Raw genomic sequence first — 17,337 nt, forward strand, 5'->3', positions numbered from 1 at the left:
TACGTCTGACGAAAACGCACGCGTTTCCCGCCAGCAACACCCATTAGCAAATAACCAATGTGGATTTGTGCGAGCACTCCCGTAAGGTTAGGATTGCGCCTTTTGCCGGTCGCCTTCGCATGTCAACCACCTTTGCGCCCTCCTCGCCCGCTGTTTCTCCTACCGGGCCCGCAAAGCCTGTGATCCGTTCTGCGTCCGACGTGTCGGACCTCGTCAATCGAGGCGCGGCGGCCGGGAGCAACGCTCGCATCGTCGTCGCGATCGCGCTCGGCGGCGTTTTTCTCGATGCGTACGATCTCGGCGCGCTTGCCTTCGGCCTCAAGGACGTGGCCCGCGAATTCTCGCTGACACCTGCCGGCACAGGGCTGGTGGCATCGGCGATCACGTTCGGGGCGATCTTCGGCGCGTTCTTCGGCGGCTTCCTCACTGACAAGATCGGCCGCTATCGCGTCTTCATGGCCGACATGTTCTTCTTCGTGGTCGCGGCGCTGGCGTGCGCTTTTGCGCCGAACGCGTGGGTGCTCGGCGGCGCGCGCTTCGTGATGGGTCTCGGCGTGGGTATCGACCTGCCGGTCGCGATGGCGTTTCTCGCGGAGTTCTCGCGGCTCTCGGGACGCGGCAACAAGGCCTCGCGTATCGCGACGTGGTGCCCTGTCTGGTACGCCGCGATCAGCATTTCGTATCTGCTCGTGCTGGGTTTCTATTCGACGCTGCCCGCCAGCCATTCAGGTTTGCTGTGGCGTCTGATTCTCGGTTTCGGTGCGGTGCCTGCACTCGTGATCATCGCGGTTCGTAGCCGGTATATCAGCGAATCGCCGGTTTGGGCCGCCAATCAGGGCGATCTGGAGGGCGCGGCGCGTATCCTGAAACGCTCGTACGGAATCGACGCGGAGGTCTCGCGAGACGCAGCCGCCGCCGGTCGCGCGCCGGTTCGCGCAGGCTCGTGGCGCAACTACGGCGCGTTGCTGCGCGGCGTTTATCTGAAGCGGACGGTTCTGGCGACGGTTACCGGCATTGCATCGGCATTCGCTTACAACGCTGTCGCGTTCGGCTTGCCCGTCATCATTTCGAGCTTTCTCGCGCAGTCGATGCTGACCACGATTCTCGCGTCGCTCGTGCTGAATCTCGGCTTCGCGTTCGTCGGCGGTCTGATCGCAGTGCGGATCGTGCCGACGGTCGGCGCGTGGAAATTGACCGTGTTCGGCTACACGCTTCAGTTGATCGCGCTGCTGGGTCTCGCGATCGTGGGACGTCCGTCGTCGACGCCCGAGGTGGTCGCCGCCGTTGCGCTGCTCGCGACGTTCCTGCTAGGCCAGGGCGTCGGGCCGGGATCGCACACGATGACCTTCGCATCGTTGAGCTATCCGACTTCGCTGCGCGGCGTCGGCGTGGGCTTCAATCAGACGCTGATGCGCGCGAGTTCGGCGGCGTCGCTGTTCCTGTTTCCGGTGCTGGCCGCCGCGTTGAACACGCGCGTTTTCTGGATCATCGCGTTCGCGCCGCTGTGCGGTTTGATCGCGTTGCTGGCGATTCGCTGGGAGCCGTCGGGTTACGACGTCGATGCAGAGGATTTTCAGGTCAACGCGTAAGTTGGTTGGATTGCGTTGACCGTTAAGGCCGGATCAAGCTCTGGTTGCTTTCCAGACAACCAGGTTGATCCGGCCACTTGATATTCAGGCGCCGCGAACGGCCCTTACTTCTCTCCCTCGCCGAACATCGTCAGCCCGACCAGGCTCACCACGCCGCAGCCCAGCACGTACCACGCGGGCGCATAGAAGCTGCCGCTGATCCGCCACAGGTAACTGACGATCAACTGCGCGAAGCCGCCGAACACGGTCACGCCGAGCGCATAGATGATGCCGAGCGACGTCGCCCGCACTTCGGGACGCAACGACTCCAGGATCATAACGAAGCCTGCCGGACCCGACAGCGTCATCAGCCCGATCAGCACGAAAACCACTGCCAGCACGGTGCCGATGGAAGGCCACGCGCGGATCACGTGAAACGCCGGCAACAGCAACACCAGCGACACGATCGACACCGCGTAAAGCAGCTTCTTGCGGCTCGGCACGCGATCCGCGATACGGCCGGCGAGCGGCGAGCCGATCAGCAGCACGACACCCGCCATGCAGCCGGCGAGCGACGCCACGGCCGACGGCATCCCGAGCGTCAACGTCAGGAACGACGGCAGAAAGAACGCGATGGTGTACATCGACGACGTGCCGCCAATCACCAGCATCGTGCCCGCGACAATCTGCCGGAACGGCAGACGCGCCCTCGGTTTCGGCGTCGAAGTTTCGTGTGCGACGGGCAACGTATCGTCGAGATGACGGCGCAGATAAAAGCCGATCGGCCCGATCAGCAAGCCGATCAGGAACGGCACGCGCCATCCCCATGACAGCAAGGCTTCGTGCGAGAGACTCTTCGATAGCGTCACCGCCACCAGCGCACCCACCAGCAGCGCGCCGCCCTGGCTCGCCATCTGCCAGCTGACCAGCGAACTGCGCTGGCCCTTGCTCGCGGACTCCATCAGCAGCGTAGTCGCCGCGCCCACTTCGCCGCCCGCCGAAAAGCCCTGCAAAAGACGTCCGCAGACGATCAACACCGGCGCCGCGTACCCGATGCTCGCGAACGTCGGCGCGAAGCCGATCACGCCGGTGCCGAGCGCCATCATCAGCACGGTCAGCACGAGTGCCGGTTTGCGGCCCGCGCGATCGGCATACGCGCCGATCACGATCCCGCCGAGCGGACGCACGACAAAGCCGACGCCGAACGTCGCCAGTGACAGCATCAGCGAGCCGAGTTCGCTATCGACCGGAAAGAACAGCTTGCCGATCAGCGCGGCGAAGAAGCTGTAGACCGTGAAGTCGAAGAATTCGAGGCCGTTGCCGAGCGCGGCGGCGACGATCGTCGAGCGGATTGCGCGGTTCGACGGCGCTACGTGCGCCACCTGAGCCACGGTGTCGGATTGGTTTGTTGCGTTCATGCCGAGACACGCCCAGAGATGAAGTAAAAAAACGCGCCCGTTAGCGGCTAACGAAGCGCGCCGCAGGTCCGCTATCGCTGTTCAACTGCACGGTGAACCCGGCAGTTAATCGCTCGCGGACCTGCGGCATCGAGCAGTGCTTATTCCGAGCCTTTCACACCCGCCACCACACGCAGCTTCAGCTTGTTGACGACCGAACTGACGCCCGGCACGCGCTGCGCGACGCTGGTCGCAAGACCGATCTGACTGTTGTCGGCCACTACGCCAGTCAACGTGACCACGCCGCCGTTGGCGCGCACGCGAATATAGCTGGACTTCAGGCCGTGGCGACGCTCGCTGCGCAGCGCACTGCGCACCGACGCCGCCAGTTGTTTGTTCGACACAGCACCGCTTGTCGCGCTGGCGGTAGCAGAAGCCGAAGCGGAATCCGCTTCGGCCGCGCTCGCGCCTTGCGCATATCCGTTGATGCAGGCCGCCATCAGCAGCACTGCGCCCGCTATCTTTATTGCTTTCATGCCTTATCTCCTCATGCAGGGACGACGCCGGATACGCGGCGTACTTTAAAACTTGTGGTACATGCCGACCAGCACGACGCGCGGCGACTGGTAGTTCTCAAGTGCGCCGTTGGCCCCGGTGTAGCTGGTGCTGACGTAGTCGACAGTCGGCTGTTCACCCGGATACTTGCCATAAGGCGGCGTCGAACCGGTGTTGGTGATCATCGAGCCGCGCACATAGAGCGCCGTGCGCTGCGACAGGTTGTAGTCGTAGCCGAGCGTTATGCCGTACGAACGATCGCTGAAACCGGCCACCGTGCGATACGCGAGTTCCGCGCGAAAATCGTTGCGCTGATAGCGGTACAGGCCACCCAGGGTATAGAGCGAAGCCACGCGGTCACCGGCCAGGCGCGGCGCGAGAAAGCTGTATCCCGCCGACAGCACGTAGTGCCCGGTGTCGTACACCGCGCCCGCCGCGAAGTTGTCGGTACGCACGTACGACGAAGTCGTCAGCGCATTGAGGCCGTAGTTGCCGAGATAGCTGAGCGTGCCGAACACGCGGCCGTCGTAGTAATTCAGCGCGATGGCGCGGGTCGTCACGGTCGGCGCCGTACTGCCCTGGCTCGCCAGCGACACCGCGACCTGCGCATTGAGCGGCCCGAACCACGGCGTCGAATAGCTGATTGCGTTCGGCAGACGCGCCGGTTCGTAGCTTGCGCCCGGCCCGAGGTCGTAAGTCCACGCGGTCAGAAACGCAACGGCGGATACCGTGCCTACCTGCCCGAAAATATCGACGAACAGCGGTACGCCGACATCGTCCTGCAAGCCGAACTTGAGTTCACCCGTGCTGCGCGAGCCGATCGACACCCACGCCTCGCGATTGAACAGCGTGTTGGTCGTGCCAAGCTGTCCGTTCGAGGCGTTAAAGCCGCTTTCGAGATTGAAGCGGGCACGGTAACCGCCGCCGAGGTCTTCGACACCATAGAAGCCGAACTTCGAGGTCCACTGTCCGCCGCTCTGCTGCACGAATGCGGTTTGCGCGCCTTTGGTGAAGCCCACCGCCTCGTCGACCACACCGTACAGGCTGACCCCAGGCGAGTACGCATTCACCCCGACGTACGGAATGCCCGCGAAATAGTCGTTGAAGAACGAGTCCGACGCCCACGCGCCCTGCCCGGCCACGCCCACTGCGGCCAGCACCGCCGTGCGCAATGCGGTCCGCGCGACACGGCGGCCGGGACGCTTCGATGAAGCAGTGGAACACCAGGAGAACACAGACTGCGGGTTGGTCTTATTCAAAATCCGAAGGCTTCTTGTGGCCATTGATGAACTCATTTCTGGTTGGTCGGAAAACGCGCGCTTCTCTGAAACGCGCGGTATCTCGCGGCGTTGCGTTGGGTTAAAAAATCAGTGGATCAGCCTGCGCGCAGATAGCGTTCGGCAAGCGCGACGGAGTACGCCGCTCCCCAGCTCAGCGCGGCGTCGTTGAAGTCGTACGACGGGTTGTGGACCATGCAGCCGCCCGTCGAGCCGACGCCGTTGCCCAGCAGCACGTAGCAGCCCGGCAACTGTTCGGTCATCCACGAGAAGTCCTCGCTGCCCATCACGGCGTCCGGCATCAAGGTCAGCGACTGCGGTCCGGCCAGCGCTTCGATGGTTGCGATGGCGAGTTCGGCGGCGTTGCCGTCGTTGATCAGCGGGCGGGAAATCGACTTGTAGTCGACCTCGGCGGTCGCGCCATAGGTTTGCGCCTGCATGTCCGCGATCTGGCGAATCCGCTGTTCGAGCATCGCGCGGGTCTCGCTGTCGAGCGCGCGAACCGACAGCTTCAGCGTGGCTGTTTGCGGGATCACGTTGCCCGCCGAGCCGGAATTGAACGCGCCCACTGTCACCACGGCCGCGCGGGTCGGTTCGATGTTGCGCGACACGATGGATTGCAGCGCCAGCACGATGTTCGACGCGGCGACGATCGGATCGCACCCGAACTGCGGCGTCGCGCCGTGCGTGCCCTTGCCGGTGACGGTGATCGTCACCGTGTCCGACGACGCCATCATGCAGCCGTGGCGCAGCGCGAAATGGCCGATCGGCAAGCCGGGCGCGTTATGCAGCGCGAACACCATGTCGCACGGAAAGCGCGTGAAGAGACCGTCTTCGATCATCCGCGTCGCGCCGCCCAGGCCTTCTTCGGCGGGCTGGAAAATTACGTTCAGCGTGCCGTCGAACGTGCCGCGCGTCGCGAGGTGATGCGCGGCGGCCAGCAGAATCGCCGTGTGGCCGTCGTGACCGCACGCGTGCATCGTGCTGGCGACCGTGCTCGCGTACGGCAAACCGGTTTCTTCCTGGATCGGCAGTGCGTCCATGTCGGCACGCAGGCCGATCTTGCGCTCCGACGTGCCGCGGCGGATCTGCCCCACCACCCCCGTCCCGCCGATCCCCACCGTGACCTCGTAGCCCCACTCGCGCAGCTTGCCGGCGACGAGATCCGCCGTGCGGGTTTCCGCGAAACCGAGTTCGGGGTGCGCGTGGATATCGCGCCGGACCGAGATGAACTGTTGTTCCGACTCGCGCAAATCCGCGAGTAGCTGTGCATGTTCCTGCGTCATTCGTCACTCCGTAGCTGGCTGTCATCAGCCGTCAGGACAGAGCGTAGAGACGCGCGGCGAAAATAAAAAAGCACAAATTGTGATGCGCATAACCAGTGGTAATATCTCCCGCATTATGAAAATTCATCATTTACGGGCGCTGGTCGCCGTGTCGGTGACGGGCAGCATCAAGGGCGCGGCCGTGTCGCTGCACGTCAGCCAGCCGGCGATTACCAAGGCCATCCGCGAACTGGAAGACGAGTTCGGCGTGCAGTTGCTCGAGCGCAACCAGTGGGGCGTGGTGCCGACGGCGGAAGGCGCCGCGCTGCTGAACCGGGCGCGCACGGTGGTGCGGGAGATGGAGCGCGCCGAAGAAGATATGGCGCATCTGAAAGGGCTGCGCGACGGCAACCTGGTGATCGGCGTGACGCCGATCACCGGCACGGCGGGTCTGACCGAAGCGTTCGTCGAGTTTCGCAAACGCTGGCCGAAGGTCTCGGTGGAGTTTCGCGAACTTGGCTTCAATCAGCTTGGCGAGCAACTGCAAAACCGCACGCTCGATCTCGCCTTTACCGCGTTTGCGAAACCGCTGCCCGATTCAGGGGACGCGAAGGAACTGTTCTCGTTCGACACGGTTTTCGTGACCCGCGCCGCCGGTATCTATGCAGGCGCGGATTCGCTCGAAGCCTTGCGCGAAGCGGAGTGGATTCATACCGACGTCACCGAGAATCACGCCACGTTCATTCGCGAGATGTATGAGCGCGCGGGTCTCGCCGCGCCGCATTGCATTACGCGCTGCACGTCATACGCGTTGTTCTACAGCCTGACGGTGAATACGGATTCGGTGTTCGTCTGGACCCAGCATTCGCTCGATGAAACCGAACTCGGCCGGACTTTCGTCAGGTTGCCGCTGCCCGAGACGCCGCCGCCATTGCGGCTGTATCTGCTGACGCCGCCAGGGTTGCAGTTGACGCGACCGGCCGCGTATTTTCTCGACTGCATTCTGAGCGGGACCGCCGCGAAGAAGCGCGATGCTTCGCTCGCGGCGTCACGCGCGGCGGGGAATCGTCGATAGGGATCGCGTCAGCCTTGCTGCTGGGGCTGCGCTTGCGGTTGCGACTGTGGCGGCTGCGCTTGCGCTTGTGCCGGATCCTGCGCCTGCCAGCCCAGGCCGAGGCTCTTCTGTAGCGACACGAAGTCTTTCAGCAACTCGGCCTGCCCTGCGACGACGTTCTGCTGCGCGGTAAATTCTTCGCGCTGCGTGTCGAGCAGATCGATCAGCGTGGAGACGCCTGCGGAATAGCGCTGCCGCATCAACGTGGCCGAATGCGTGGCGGATGCTTCCACCTTCTGCAACGTGACGACATGCTCGCGCTGATGCCCATAGCGCGACAACGAAGAATTCGCGTCCTGAAGCGCGCTGAGCACCGACTTCGTATAACGCGCTTCGGCTTCATCGCGCGACGCTTCAGCCGCGTGCACGCTACCCAGCGTGCGGCCAAAATCGAACGCATTCCATTGCAGATACGGCGCGCCGACCCAACTGAAGTTGTTCTTGCGGATCAGATGCCCAGGATCGCTTGCACTGAAGCTGATATCGCCGAGCAGCGTCAACTTCGGGAAAAAATCGGCAACGTGCTCGCCGATCTGCGCATTGCTCGATGCAAGCCGCCGCTCCGCCGCGCGAATGTCGGGGCGCTGCTGCAACATCGTCGACGGATCGCCGACCGCCACCGTCGCCGGCATTGCCGGTAATGGCCGCGTGCCCGCGAGTTGCTGGTCGAGTGCGCCGGGCTCGCGGCCGGTCAGCACGGCGAGTCGGTCGAGCGAATCGGTGACTTGTGCGTCGAGCGGAATCAGCGTGGCGCGCGTGTTCTGAACCTGCGTGTTCAGGCGTTCGACATCGACGTCCGCCGCCGTGCCGCGTTCGCGGCGCTGCTGCGTGAGCGTCAGCATTTTCTGCTCGGTTTCCGCCTGACGCTGCGCGAGTTCGAGCCGCGTCTGCTGATCGCGAAGATCGATGTAGGTCTGCGCGACTTCCGCCGCGAGCGAAACCTGGGTGTCCGCGAGATCGGCATCGACGGCTTCCGCATCGGCCGACGCTGCTTCGATCGCGCGCCGCGTGCCGCCGAACAGATCGATCTCCCACGACGCGTCGAAACCCGCCGTATAAAGCTGCAACGGCCCTCGTCCCGACGACGCAGCGCTGCTGCCTGAGGAACTTGACGAACTGCTCGAACTCAGCGCGCTCAGATCGGGCTCGCGCATGCGCACGGCGGCGGCATCGCCGGAAATCTTCGGCAACGCATTCGCACGCTGGGTCTGCAATTGCGAACGCGATTCCCGCAGACGCGCCTGCGCAATATGCACATCAGGGCTGTTCGCCAGCGCGGCGGCGACCAGGTCGTTGAGCTGCGGATCGTCGAACGCGAGCCACCACTGCTTCGGCGCGGGCGACGTGCTCGTGCCGGAAGCGGGCGCGCGCACGAAGGTCGCGCTGCTGTGCGCGTCGCGCGCGACCATCGGCGCACCGTGATAGTCGGGGCCGACCGTGCAGCCGGACAGAACGGTCAGGCCGGACAGAAGCGCCACGGCGGCCGCTGCAATACACGAAGGACGGTTGAACATCATGTTGAGATGAGAAGGCATTAGTGTCCAGCAGACGAAGGCGGCGGCGCGCCTCTGCGCGGTGTTTTCAGAAGCAGCGCGAGCGGAATGCAGGCGAGCAGCGCAATACCGAGCAGATAGAAGGTTTCCGAATAGGTCATCACAGTGGCCTGCACCTGGATCTGCGCGCCGAGTTGGCCGAGCGCGCGCATCTGCGAGTACGCCATGTCGCCGGTATGGGCGAACCAGTTCGCCGCGTTGGCCGCGATGCTCTCCTGGCCGATCGTCGAATTAGCGCTGACCGACTCGCGGATCATCGCGGTATGGAAGGTCGTGCGCCGGTCGATCACGGTGCCGATGATCGCGAGGCCGATCGAGCCGCCAAGGTTGCGCGCCATGTTGTAGAGACCGGCGGCATCGCCGGAATCTTCGCGCGACACTGCTGCCATCGACGCCTGATTCAGCGGCATCATCGCGAGCATCTGGGCGGTGCCGCGTATCAGTTGCGACCAGACGAAATCGTGACCGACGCTCTGCGCGGTCAGGCTGATGTCGATCATGCAACTGATTGCGTACAGCACCAGCCCGGTGATGACCAGCACGCGGAAATCGAACTTGCCGAGCAGTTTAGGCAGCACCGGCATGATCATGAAAGCGGGCAAGCCGGACAGCAGCATGATCGCGCCGGACTGCTCGGCGTTGTAACCCGCGACCACGCCGAGAAACTGCGGCACCAGGTACGACACGCCATACAGCGCCGCGCCGACCGCCGACACGATCACGATCACGCTCGCGTAATTGGGGTTGCGCATCAGGCTCAGCCGCAGGATCGGCTTCTTCGCGGTCATTTGCGACGCCGCGATCAGGCACATGCCGAACAGCGACAGGCATGTGAGCCCGACGATCATCGGCGATTCGAACCAGCGTTCGCGCTGCCCTTCTTCAAGCACCACCGTCAGCGAACTGAGGCCGATTGCGAGACCGGCGATGCCGAGCCAGTCCGCCTTCAGAAACGCTTCCCAATGCGGCTTGTCCGACGGCAGACCGACGATCAGCAGCGTCATCAGCGCGAGGCAGATCGGCAGGTTCATGAAGAAGCACCAGCTCCAGCTGATGTTCTCCGCGAGCCAGCCGCCGACCACCGGCCCGAGCAGCGGCCCGAGCAACACGATCAGCCCGAACATGGTCATGCCGACCGGCAACTGCGACATCGGCAGCCGCGTACGGATGATGGTCTGCGCCGTCGGAATCAGCGCGCCGCCCGTAAAGCCCTGACCGATGCGGCCGGCGATCATCATCGGCAACGTGTGCGACCAGCCGCACATCATCGAGAACGCGATGAACAGCGCCGAATTGGTAAGCAGGAAATTGCGCAGGCCGAACACGCGCGTGAGCCATGCCGCGAGCGGAATCATCACGATTTCCGACATCAGATAGCCGGTCGAGATCCACGTGCCTTCGGTGCCGGTGGCGCCGATTTCACCCTGGATCTGCGGCAGCGCCGAGTTCGTGATCGAGATGTCGAGCGTAGCCATCAACGCGCCGAGTGCACCAGCCGCGACGGCGATCCAGTCGCCGACGCTGGCCCGCTCTTCGGCGTGCGGCGCAGCGGGTACGTTTGGCGCGGCAGGTGCCGCAGCGCTCGACTCAGCCACGGTGATTCTCGGCGTCGATACGCGCGTCGCGGTCACGCGCGGAACGCGTGTCGACATCGACGGTCACCGACAGCCCCGGCAGCAACACGCTACGCGTCTCCGCGCCCGTGTCGATGCGAATCCGCACCGGCACACGTTGCACGATCTTCGTGAAGTTACCCGTTGCGTTCTCGGCCGGCAGCAGCGCGAACTGCGAGCCCGTACCCGGCGAGAAACTGTCGACCACGCCGTGCAGCGTATGACCCGGCAACGCGTCGACATGCATTTCCACCGGCTGGCCGACGCGCATGCTGCCTACCTGCGTTTCCTTGAAATTGGCCAGCAGATAGGTGTTTTGCACCGGCACGACCGTCAGCATCCGCGTGCCGGGTTGCACGTACTGACCGACCCGCACGCTGCGGTCGCCGACCTTGCCACCGAGCGCGCTGCGCACCACGGTATTGTCCAGATCGAGTTGCGATTGCTGCGCGCTGGCCTGCGCGGCTTCGAGTTGCGCGCGAGCCTGCGCCAGTTGCGCGGTAGCCGAGCCGATCTGCGAGCGCGCGGCCTCGACGGCGGCGGCGTTCGCAGCGAGCGTGGCGTTCGCCTGATCGCGCGTGCTGGTCAGTTCCGCCATCTTTTCACTGCTTTCAGCGCCGGTCGCGATCAGCGGAGCGTAACGCTTCACTTCGTCGCTCGCATGCTGGGCGCTCACCCGCGCCACCTGCTGCTGCGCCTGAGCCTGCGCGATATTCGACTGCTGCTGCTTGATATCCGCCTCGGCACGCGCGATGTCGGCCTTGCGCGCGTCGATCGTGGCGTGCGCCTGGTCGAGCGCGACCTGATACTGACGGGTGTCGAGACGCACGAGCGGATCGCCAGGCTTAACGACCTGGTTGTCCGCGACGTAAACGTCGGTGATATAACCCGAGACTTTTGGCGCCACCGTGACGCTGTCGGCTTGCAGATACGCGTCGTCGGTGCTTTCGATGAAGCGCCCCACCGTCCACCAGCGCGCGAGCCAGAGCCCGCCTGCGATCAGCGCGACGACGCCGACCACGATCAGTACCGTGCGTCGGGAAGAACGCCGCTTGCCGGACGCGGGCGCGTCGTCGGCGGGAATCGGGCGGGAGGGAGAGCCTGCGGTGGTTGACATCTAGCGGTCCAATTATTTCCAGGTGGCACAATTATTCCAGCCGGAAAAATTGTGTCAAGTGATATATTTCTGACCGTTCCTTCCCGATGCAAATCATTCGGGGGTCTTTGAGAGAAAGGCGGAGAAAAGCATGAACACCGCAAAGAAGCTGCGCCGCTCGCCCGAGGGGGGCTATGCGCGTGGTGATGAAACCCGGCACCGGATCATCGAGGCGGCGGTCGAGTTATTTGGCGAACACGGGTTCGACGGCGCGTCGACGCGCGACATCGCGACCCGCGCCGGCGTCAACGCGCCCGCGCTGCAGTATTACTTCGAGAATAAGGAAGGCCTGTACCGGGCCTGCATCGAAGAACTCGCCGACGAAACCATGAAGACGGTCGGACCGGCGATCGAGCGCGCGCAACAGGCGCTGAGCGATAACGCCGACACCGCGACGCTGATCGACGCGTTTATCGGCATTCAGGAAGTGATCGCAGACCGCGCGTTCGAAAAAGCGAACAAACCTGGCCGGCGGCTTTTCTTCGCGCGCGAGCAGGCCGGCTATGAGCCGGAAAGCGCCACGCAGATTCTCACGTGCAAGATCCGCCAGCCGCTGAACGATGCGAGCGCGGCGCTGGTCGCACGAATTTCCGGCCGCGCCCCCGACGATCCGGTCACGCTGATCCGCACTTTCAGCCTGCATGGACAACTGGTGGTTTTTCACGTCGCGCATCGCTCGACGCTGTCGATGCTCGGCTGGAAAAACATTGACGCAGAGAACGCCGAGCAACTCAAGTCGACGGTACGCGCACAGACCCGCACGCTGCTCGAACACTGGAGCCGTGAGCGGGACGAGGCCGCTGCGCAAGCGGATGCGGATAAAGAGAAGTCGCGTAAGCGACGATAACGCTTACAGACCGGCTACAGCGCGAACAACGTAATCGCCGCTGTTATCCCGTTACGCAGAAGATGCACGGCCCAGGTAGCGAGAAAGGGACGCCCGTTGCGTGCATCTTCGATGACAAAGACCGTGGCCAACACAGCGCCTACCAGAACTCCAAACAGAATATAGGCGCTGCTGTAGTTATGGCTCAGGCCGAATAGCAAAGCTGAGATGCCGATGGCAACGCCCGTTCTGCAACGGAGTTTCTTCAATAGCCGCAGGCAACCCCACTGCATCACGGCAGTTTCAATGAGCGGGGCCGCAATGCAGCCCATCACGATAACTTTTAGAGCATCGTGTTTTCCCAGATGAGGACCGTTCAGGGATTGCCCCGGCGCGACGAATAGCAAATAAAGAATCACCGGCAGTGCCGCTGCATAGGTGCTAACGAGTGCCAGCGCGATGAGCTTTACGGTCGGCAACTCAAGTAGCCAGAATTTGATTTTCTGCAGGTATATACCCGACATTTTCATTCGCCGCCCGTGGCCTGTTCGATGGTCGCCGCAATTTTTATTTGTAGCGGGAAGTATTGCCCACGCAATTACCGCTGGTCAATGAATCTGACTCCGACGCGCGATATGCAGCGCACCGGTCATATCATGCGAAAGGAAACGGGCGATAAACTTAAGGCCTCGCCACGCGTATCCGATCGAGGAGAAACTATGCTGCGGACATATCACGGAAGTTGCCATTGTCGATCTGTGACATTCGAAGCGCGGATCGATTTCAGCAAAGGCACCGGCAAATGCAATTGCAGCTTCTGCAGCAGATTGCGACTATGGCTGGTCAAAGTTCGACCGGAAGAGTTCCGCCTTCTCTCCGGCGATAACGCACTGGCGCAGTACTCTGGCGCAAACCCCGTCGCTCATCATCCGTTTTGCAAACAATGCGGTGTGCACGTATTCGACCGCATCGACATGCCGAACGGCACGGGATATCCCTATATCAACGTGAATATTGCATGCATCGATGAACTCGATCTGAATGAAGTTTTGCAGGCACCGATTGTCTATCACAATGGGCTCGCGAACGACTGGGGCAATCCTGCGCCGGAAACCCGTCATCTTTGATCAGGTCACGGATAGTCCGGCGGGTTACGCTCTGCCCGTATATTGAGCCACTCCCGGCTCACGGGCGTCGAGCCGATGTCGCTCCGCGGTGAATTGAACGAAATCGGCCTTGAATTGCGAAGGTTCGTCGAGTGTGCCCGCATAGATCGTCACGATTTCCGGGGCATGATGCGGCGTTCCAAATAGCAAACTGCCGCAATGCGCACAGAAATGACGTGTTGTCGGCTTTCCGCTTCCGCCGGTTTTTGTATAGGGCCTGGTTTCGCCTGCGAAGGAGAACCCGGAAGCTTTGACTACGACAACCGGCAAACCCGCCGAGCCCGAAGCTCGCTGACAGTCGCGGCAATGGCAAACGAGTTGCGCCGTTGCGGCACCATCGGCGCGGTAATGCACGGCGCCGCACAGGCAGCGCCCTTTCCACGAAGTCGACACGAACCTTCTCCTTTTGCGGACAACCGTTATGTGGCGCGAACGCCGCCGTCATATTCGTGCGTGCATCACGCACGTCGCTGTCTTTTCCCGTTCTCACGCTCGCCTTCGCCCTCGCCAAAAGCGTCCGCGAATTCCTGCGTCAGCCACGCAAGGCCCGGGTCCTGGTCCCGCGCCGCGGCCCACATCAGCGAGACCTCGTAGCCGGGCACTTCGAACGGTAGCGGACTGATCGCCAGATCCAACGCATCACGCCAGACGCGGCCGATGAAATCGGGGACCGTGGCAATCGCCGGCGTGCGTCGCACGATGAACGGACTGGTGGCGAAATTCGCGCTGGAAAACACCACGTCGCGCTTGAGTCCTTGCAACTCCAGCCGCTCGTCGATAAAGCCGTGAAGTCCTGCGCTAAACGAAGTCAGTATGTGCCGGTGACGCAGGAATTCTTCCATCGACAGACGCTTGCGCCGCGTCTTGACCAGGTGCGGATTAAAGACGCTCACGAAGCGCCATTGAAACAGCCGCCGGCGCCGGTGCCACTGCGCACCTTCGGGGAATACGCCAACCGCGAGTTCAATCTCGCCTTCGTCCAGCATGGCTGCCGCGCGCGTCGAGTCGGTTGGACGCACGATCAGCTTCACGCCGGGAGCCGACACAGTCAGGCGGTCCATGATTTCCGGCGTCATCAGCACTTCCAGCGAATCGCTCAGTCCGATGCGGAATACGCGCTGCGCACTCGCGGGATCGAATACCGGCGACTGCGTCATCACCTGATGAAGCGATTGCAGAAATGGTTCGATCTGCCGCGACAGTTCGAGCGCACGCGAAGTCGGCACGATGCCGCGCGATGTACGCACGAACAGTTCGTCGCCGAATGCGTCCCTGAGCCTTTTGAGCGCCCCGCTCACCGCCGGCTGACCGAGGAAGAGTCGTTGCGCGGCACGCGTGACACTGCGCTCTTCGAGCAGCGCGCGAAAGGTCAGCAGCAGGTTCAGGTCGAAATGCCTGAAATCATTTTCAATGATGTTGCTCATCGGAATGAACGATTTGAATGATAGCCGTCAGACGCTCATTCTATCTCCCATGGAGAGCGCTGCAACACGCAATTGAGCGCGTGCCGGGCGGCGCCCTCTTTCTTTAATCGATAGGAGAACAAGATGAATTGGCAATCGCAGAAAGTCGTGGTGATGGGTGGTTCGTCGGGCCTCGGGCTGGCGACGGTGGCGCGGTTATCGGCGGCCGGTGCCGATGTCGTGGCGGTAGGGCGCGACCGGGACAAACTGGATAAGGCGCTCGCCGGACTCGAAGGTACGGGCAATGTGGTTGGCGAGGCGCTCGACTGCACCGACCGCGCCGCGCTCGACCGGTTCTTCGGCCGTGTGGGACGCGTCGATCATCTCGTGCTGACGCTCTCCGGCGGCGAAGGCGCCGGTCTGTTTCGCGAACTCGATCTGGCTGCGTTACGTCGAGGCTTCGAGGCCAAGGTCTGGCCGCAACTCGAAGCGGCGCAGGCCGCTCTGCCCGCGCTCCGCCGCGACGGCAGCCTGACGTTCGTGACCGCCATTTCCGCGCGCATCGCCAATCCCGGCACGGCCGGGCTGGGGGCGATCAACGGCGCGCTCGAAAGCATGATCGGCACGCTCGCGCGCGAACTGGCGCCGATGCGCGTCAACGCCGTTTCTCCGGGCGTGATCGATACAGCGTGGTGGGACCGATTTCCCGCGAGCGTCAAGACGGACCTGTTCCGCCAGCAGGCTGAAACGCTGCCGGTGGGACGCGTGGGCCATGCCGACGATATCGCGCACGCTCTTCAGTTTCTGATGGAAAACACGTTCATGACGGGAGCGGTTGTCGAATGTGATGGGGGGTTGCGGCTGCTTTGATGGTTGATGATTGCGTTGGGCGACGGAAAGCTTCCCGAAGTTTACGATTTCGAATATTTCGCCGCCCAAAAGGTATTGTCTGCAATGTCGTCGCACTGGCAACGTTCGAATAAGGAATTGCAGATGAAAACCGGATTCATCACGCTCACGCTCGCCGTGTGCGCATTCAGCTTCTCCGTGGCGGCGCATGCTCAAGCCAATGGCAGTGATGGCGACAACCGTCCTCCGCCGCCTTGCCACGATCATCCGCCGGGGCTGCCGCCGTCCGACTCGGATCGCCCACCTCCTCCGCCGACTCACGACAATGGCAACGGCGATAGAAGGCCTCCAAATGGACCGCCGCCTGATTGCGGGCGTCCTCCCAACTGATAGACGAACGAAGAAGATCGGCGAGACAGAAATAGATAAGCGAGGCGCTCGCCTTCGTCACCGATTAGCGCGCGATGCTGTGTAAAGCGAAGAGAGTTGAACGGAGTCGAAAGAGACAAAGACGTGTGACGCTATTCGACTGGCAACGCAGATGCAAAGCCGGGTCGGCTCCATCGTCACGTAGGACGCAGAACCGACCCGTTGAAATCGCCGCCCGGTTATTTAGGCAACGCACCTGTTACGGCAGTGAGCAGATTCGTCACGGGAGCTAGCGCGGTGCTGCCGGTACCCGTGTGCGAAACCGTCGAGTTCAGCGATGCGACAAGTCCGGTAACGGGCGTCAGTAAGCCCGATGCCGTCGAACCGGCCGTGCCGTTCACTGCGGCGGTGGCACCGGCGCCTGCGCTAACGACGTTGCTCGAGACACTGACACCCGCGCCAATTGCGCCTGTGGCCGAGGCAACGATCCCCCCGGTCGATGCGAGCGTGGTGCCGAGCGTGGCTGTCACTGTCGTCGTGAGCGGGACGATCGGGATGGCTTTACCGATACTCGACAACGGGCCGGTCAGCGACCCGGCGCTTCCCGTGATGGTGTTGAGTGCGCTGGTGATCGGCACGATCGGGTTGGCACTGGACAGGGCGCTGGTCACGCCACTCACCGTGGTGCCCAGCGGAGTGACTACTGAGTTGAGCGCGGTGGTGACAGGCGCGATCGGGTTGGTTCCGGCTGCGCCTGCGAGGGTGCTGGTTACCGAGTTGACTACTCCGGTTATCGGAGCCAGCGGGTTGCTTCCTGCTGCGCCTGCCAGCGTACCCGTCACCGAGTTGACGAGGCCTGTTACTGGGGCCAGCGGGTTGCTTCCTGCTGCGCCTGCGAGCGTGCTGGTCACCGAGTTGACCACACCCGTCACCGGAGCCAGCGGATCACTTCCAGCTGCACCGGCCAGCGTACCCGTCACCGAGTTGACGAGGCCTGTTACTGGCGCAAGCGGGTTGCTTCCTGCTGCGCCTGCGAGCGTGCTGGTCACCGAGTTGACCACGCCCGTCACCGGAGCCAGCGGATCACTTCCAGCTGCACCAGCCAGCGTGCCCGTCACCGCATTGACGAGACCTGTTACTGGCGCAAGCGGGTTGCTTCCTGCTGCGCCTGCGAGCGTGCTCGTCACAGAGTTGACCACACCCGTCACCGGAGCCAGCGGATCACT

16 protein-coding genes and 1 pseudogene are annotated in these 17,337 nt (G+C 63.0%); 6 read left to right on the forward strand and 11 right to left on the reverse strand.

The window, feature by feature from the left end; translation table 11 throughout:
* Positions 1 to 119: 119 nt before the first annotated feature.
* Entirely contained in the window at positions 120 to 1,589 is a 1,470-nt protein-coding gene (locus ABH945_RS34055) for an MFS transporter (protein WP_074771725.1), read from the forward strand.
* A 104-nt stretch (positions 1,590 to 1,693) separates the two neighbouring features.
* On the opposite strand, the gene ABH945_RS34060 is transcribed toward ABH945_RS34055, so the two are convergent.
* The 4 genes from ABH945_RS34060 to ABH945_RS34075 all read right to left on the reverse strand — a co-directional run bounded on the left by ABH945_RS34060 (position 1,694) and on the right by ABH945_RS34075 (position 6,083).
* Positions 1,694 to 2,986, reverse strand: coding sequence for an MFS transporter (locus ABH945_RS34060; protein ID WP_429253553.1), 1,293 nt, complete (start codon positions 2,984 to 2,986; stop codon positions 1,694 to 1,696).
* 140 nt (positions 2,987 to 3,126) lie between these two features.
* Positions 3,127 to 3,501 carry a BON domain-containing protein gene (locus tag ABH945_RS34065; protein ID WP_429253554.1) on the reverse strand — a complete coding sequence of 125 codons (375 nt, stop codon included), beginning with the start codon at positions 3,499 to 3,501 and terminating at the stop codon, positions 3,127 to 3,129.
* Between the two features lie 45 nt (positions 3,502 to 3,546).
* Positions 3,547 to 4,779, reverse strand: a complete 1,233-nt coding sequence (locus tag ABH945_RS34070) for a porin (protein ID WP_171910363.1) — start codon at positions 4,777 to 4,779, stop codon at positions 3,547 to 3,549.
* Between the two features lie 116 nt (positions 4,780 to 4,895).
* Positions 4,896 to 6,083, reverse strand: coding sequence for a M20 aminoacylase family protein (locus ABH945_RS34075; protein WP_429253555.1), 1,188 nt, complete (start codon positions 6,081 to 6,083; stop codon positions 4,896 to 4,898).
* A gap of 115 nt (positions 6,084 to 6,198) precedes the next feature.
* Between ABH945_RS34075 and ABH945_RS34080 the strand changes: the two genes are divergently transcribed.
* The gene (locus tag ABH945_RS34080) at positions 6,199 to 7,137 is read left to right on the forward strand and encodes a LysR family transcriptional regulator (RefSeq protein ID WP_429253556.1); all 939 of its coding nucleotides are present in this window, start codon (positions 6,199 to 6,201) and stop codon (positions 7,135 to 7,137) included.
* An 8-nt stretch (positions 7,138 to 7,145) separates the two neighbouring features.
* Here ABH945_RS34080 and ABH945_RS34085 read toward each other — a convergent pair whose 3' ends face one another.
* Genes ABH945_RS34085 through ABH945_RS34095 form a run of 3 tightly spaced genes read right to left on the reverse strand, consistent with a single transcriptional unit; the run spans position 7,146 to position 11,459 of the window.
* On the reverse strand, positions 7,146 to 8,711 hold the full coding sequence (locus ABH945_RS34085; protein ID WP_429253557.1) for an efflux transporter outer membrane subunit: 1,566 nt from the start codon (positions 8,709 to 8,711) through the stop codon (positions 7,146 to 7,148).
* Entirely contained in the window at positions 8,711 to 10,381 is a 1,671-nt protein-coding gene (locus ABH945_RS34090) for an MDR family MFS transporter (RefSeq protein WP_429253558.1), read from the reverse strand. Before ABH945_RS34090 ends, ABH945_RS34085 begins: the two co-directional genes overlap by 1 nt.
* Positions 10,317 to 11,459 carry an HlyD family secretion protein gene (locus ABH945_RS34095; RefSeq protein WP_074771732.1) on the reverse strand — a complete coding sequence of 381 codons (1,143 nt, stop codon included), beginning with the start codon at positions 11,457 to 11,459 and terminating at the stop codon, positions 10,317 to 10,319. Before ABH945_RS34095 ends, ABH945_RS34090 begins: the two co-directional genes overlap by 65 nt.
* A 130-nt stretch (positions 11,460 to 11,589) precedes the next feature.
* Between ABH945_RS34095 and ABH945_RS34100 the strand changes: the two genes are divergently transcribed.
* The gene (locus ABH945_RS34100) at positions 11,590 to 12,345 is read left to right on the forward strand and encodes a CerR family C-terminal domain-containing protein (protein WP_429253559.1); all 756 of its coding nucleotides are present in this window, start codon (positions 11,590 to 11,592) and stop codon (positions 12,343 to 12,345) included.
* 14 nt (positions 12,346 to 12,359) lie between these two features.
* Here ABH945_RS34100 and ABH945_RS34105 read toward each other — a convergent pair whose 3' ends face one another.
* Positions 12,360 to 12,848, reverse strand: a complete 489-nt coding sequence (locus ABH945_RS34105) for a CPBP family glutamic-type intramembrane protease (protein ID WP_429253560.1) — start codon at positions 12,846 to 12,848, stop codon at positions 12,360 to 12,362.
* A gap of 27 nt (positions 12,849 to 12,875) precedes the next feature.
* On the opposite strand from ABH945_RS34105, the gene ABH945_RS34110 reads away from it, so the two are divergent.
* Positions 12,876 to 13,451, forward strand: a complete 576-nt coding sequence (locus tag ABH945_RS34110) for a GFA family protein (RefSeq protein WP_429253561.1) — start codon at positions 12,876 to 12,878, stop codon at positions 13,449 to 13,451.
* 24 nt (positions 13,452 to 13,475) lie between these two features.
* On the opposite strand, the gene ABH945_RS34115 is transcribed toward ABH945_RS34110, so the two are convergent.
* Positions 13,476 to 13,883, reverse strand: a complete 408-nt coding sequence (locus ABH945_RS34115; RefSeq protein WP_429253562.1) for a GFA family protein — start codon at positions 13,881 to 13,883, stop codon at positions 13,476 to 13,478.
* Between the two features lie 65 nt (positions 13,884 to 13,948).
* Positions 13,949 to 14,914 (reverse strand): LysR family transcriptional regulator, encoded by a 966-nt coding sequence (locus ABH945_RS34120; protein WP_429253563.1) that lies wholly within the window; start codon positions 14,912 to 14,914, stop codon positions 13,949 to 13,951.
* Positions 14,915 to 15,037: 123 nt separating this feature from the next.
* On the opposite strand from ABH945_RS34120, the gene ABH945_RS34125 reads away from it, so the two are divergent.
* Positions 15,038 to 15,763, forward strand: coding sequence for an SDR family oxidoreductase (locus ABH945_RS34125; protein WP_074771738.1), 726 nt, complete (start codon positions 15,038 to 15,040; stop codon positions 15,761 to 15,763).
* A gap of 6 nt (positions 15,764 to 15,769) precedes the next feature.
* Positions 15,770 to 16,132 carry a hypothetical protein gene (locus ABH945_RS34130; RefSeq protein WP_429253564.1) on the forward strand — a complete coding sequence of 121 codons (363 nt, stop codon included), beginning with the start codon at positions 15,770 to 15,772 and terminating at the stop codon, positions 16,130 to 16,132.
* A gap of 218 nt (positions 16,133 to 16,350) precedes the next feature.
* Here the strand turns inward: ABH945_RS34130 and ABH945_RS34135 are convergent.
* Positions 16,351 to 17,337 (reverse strand): annotated as a pseudogene (locus ABH945_RS34135) (hypothetical protein); the annotation flags it as partial.

It is taken from the genome of Paraburkholderia sp. GAS333, from assembly GCF_050435665.1.
GTDB lineage: Bacteria > Pseudomonadota > Gammaproteobacteria > Burkholderiales > Burkholderiaceae > Paraburkholderia > Paraburkholderia fungorum_A.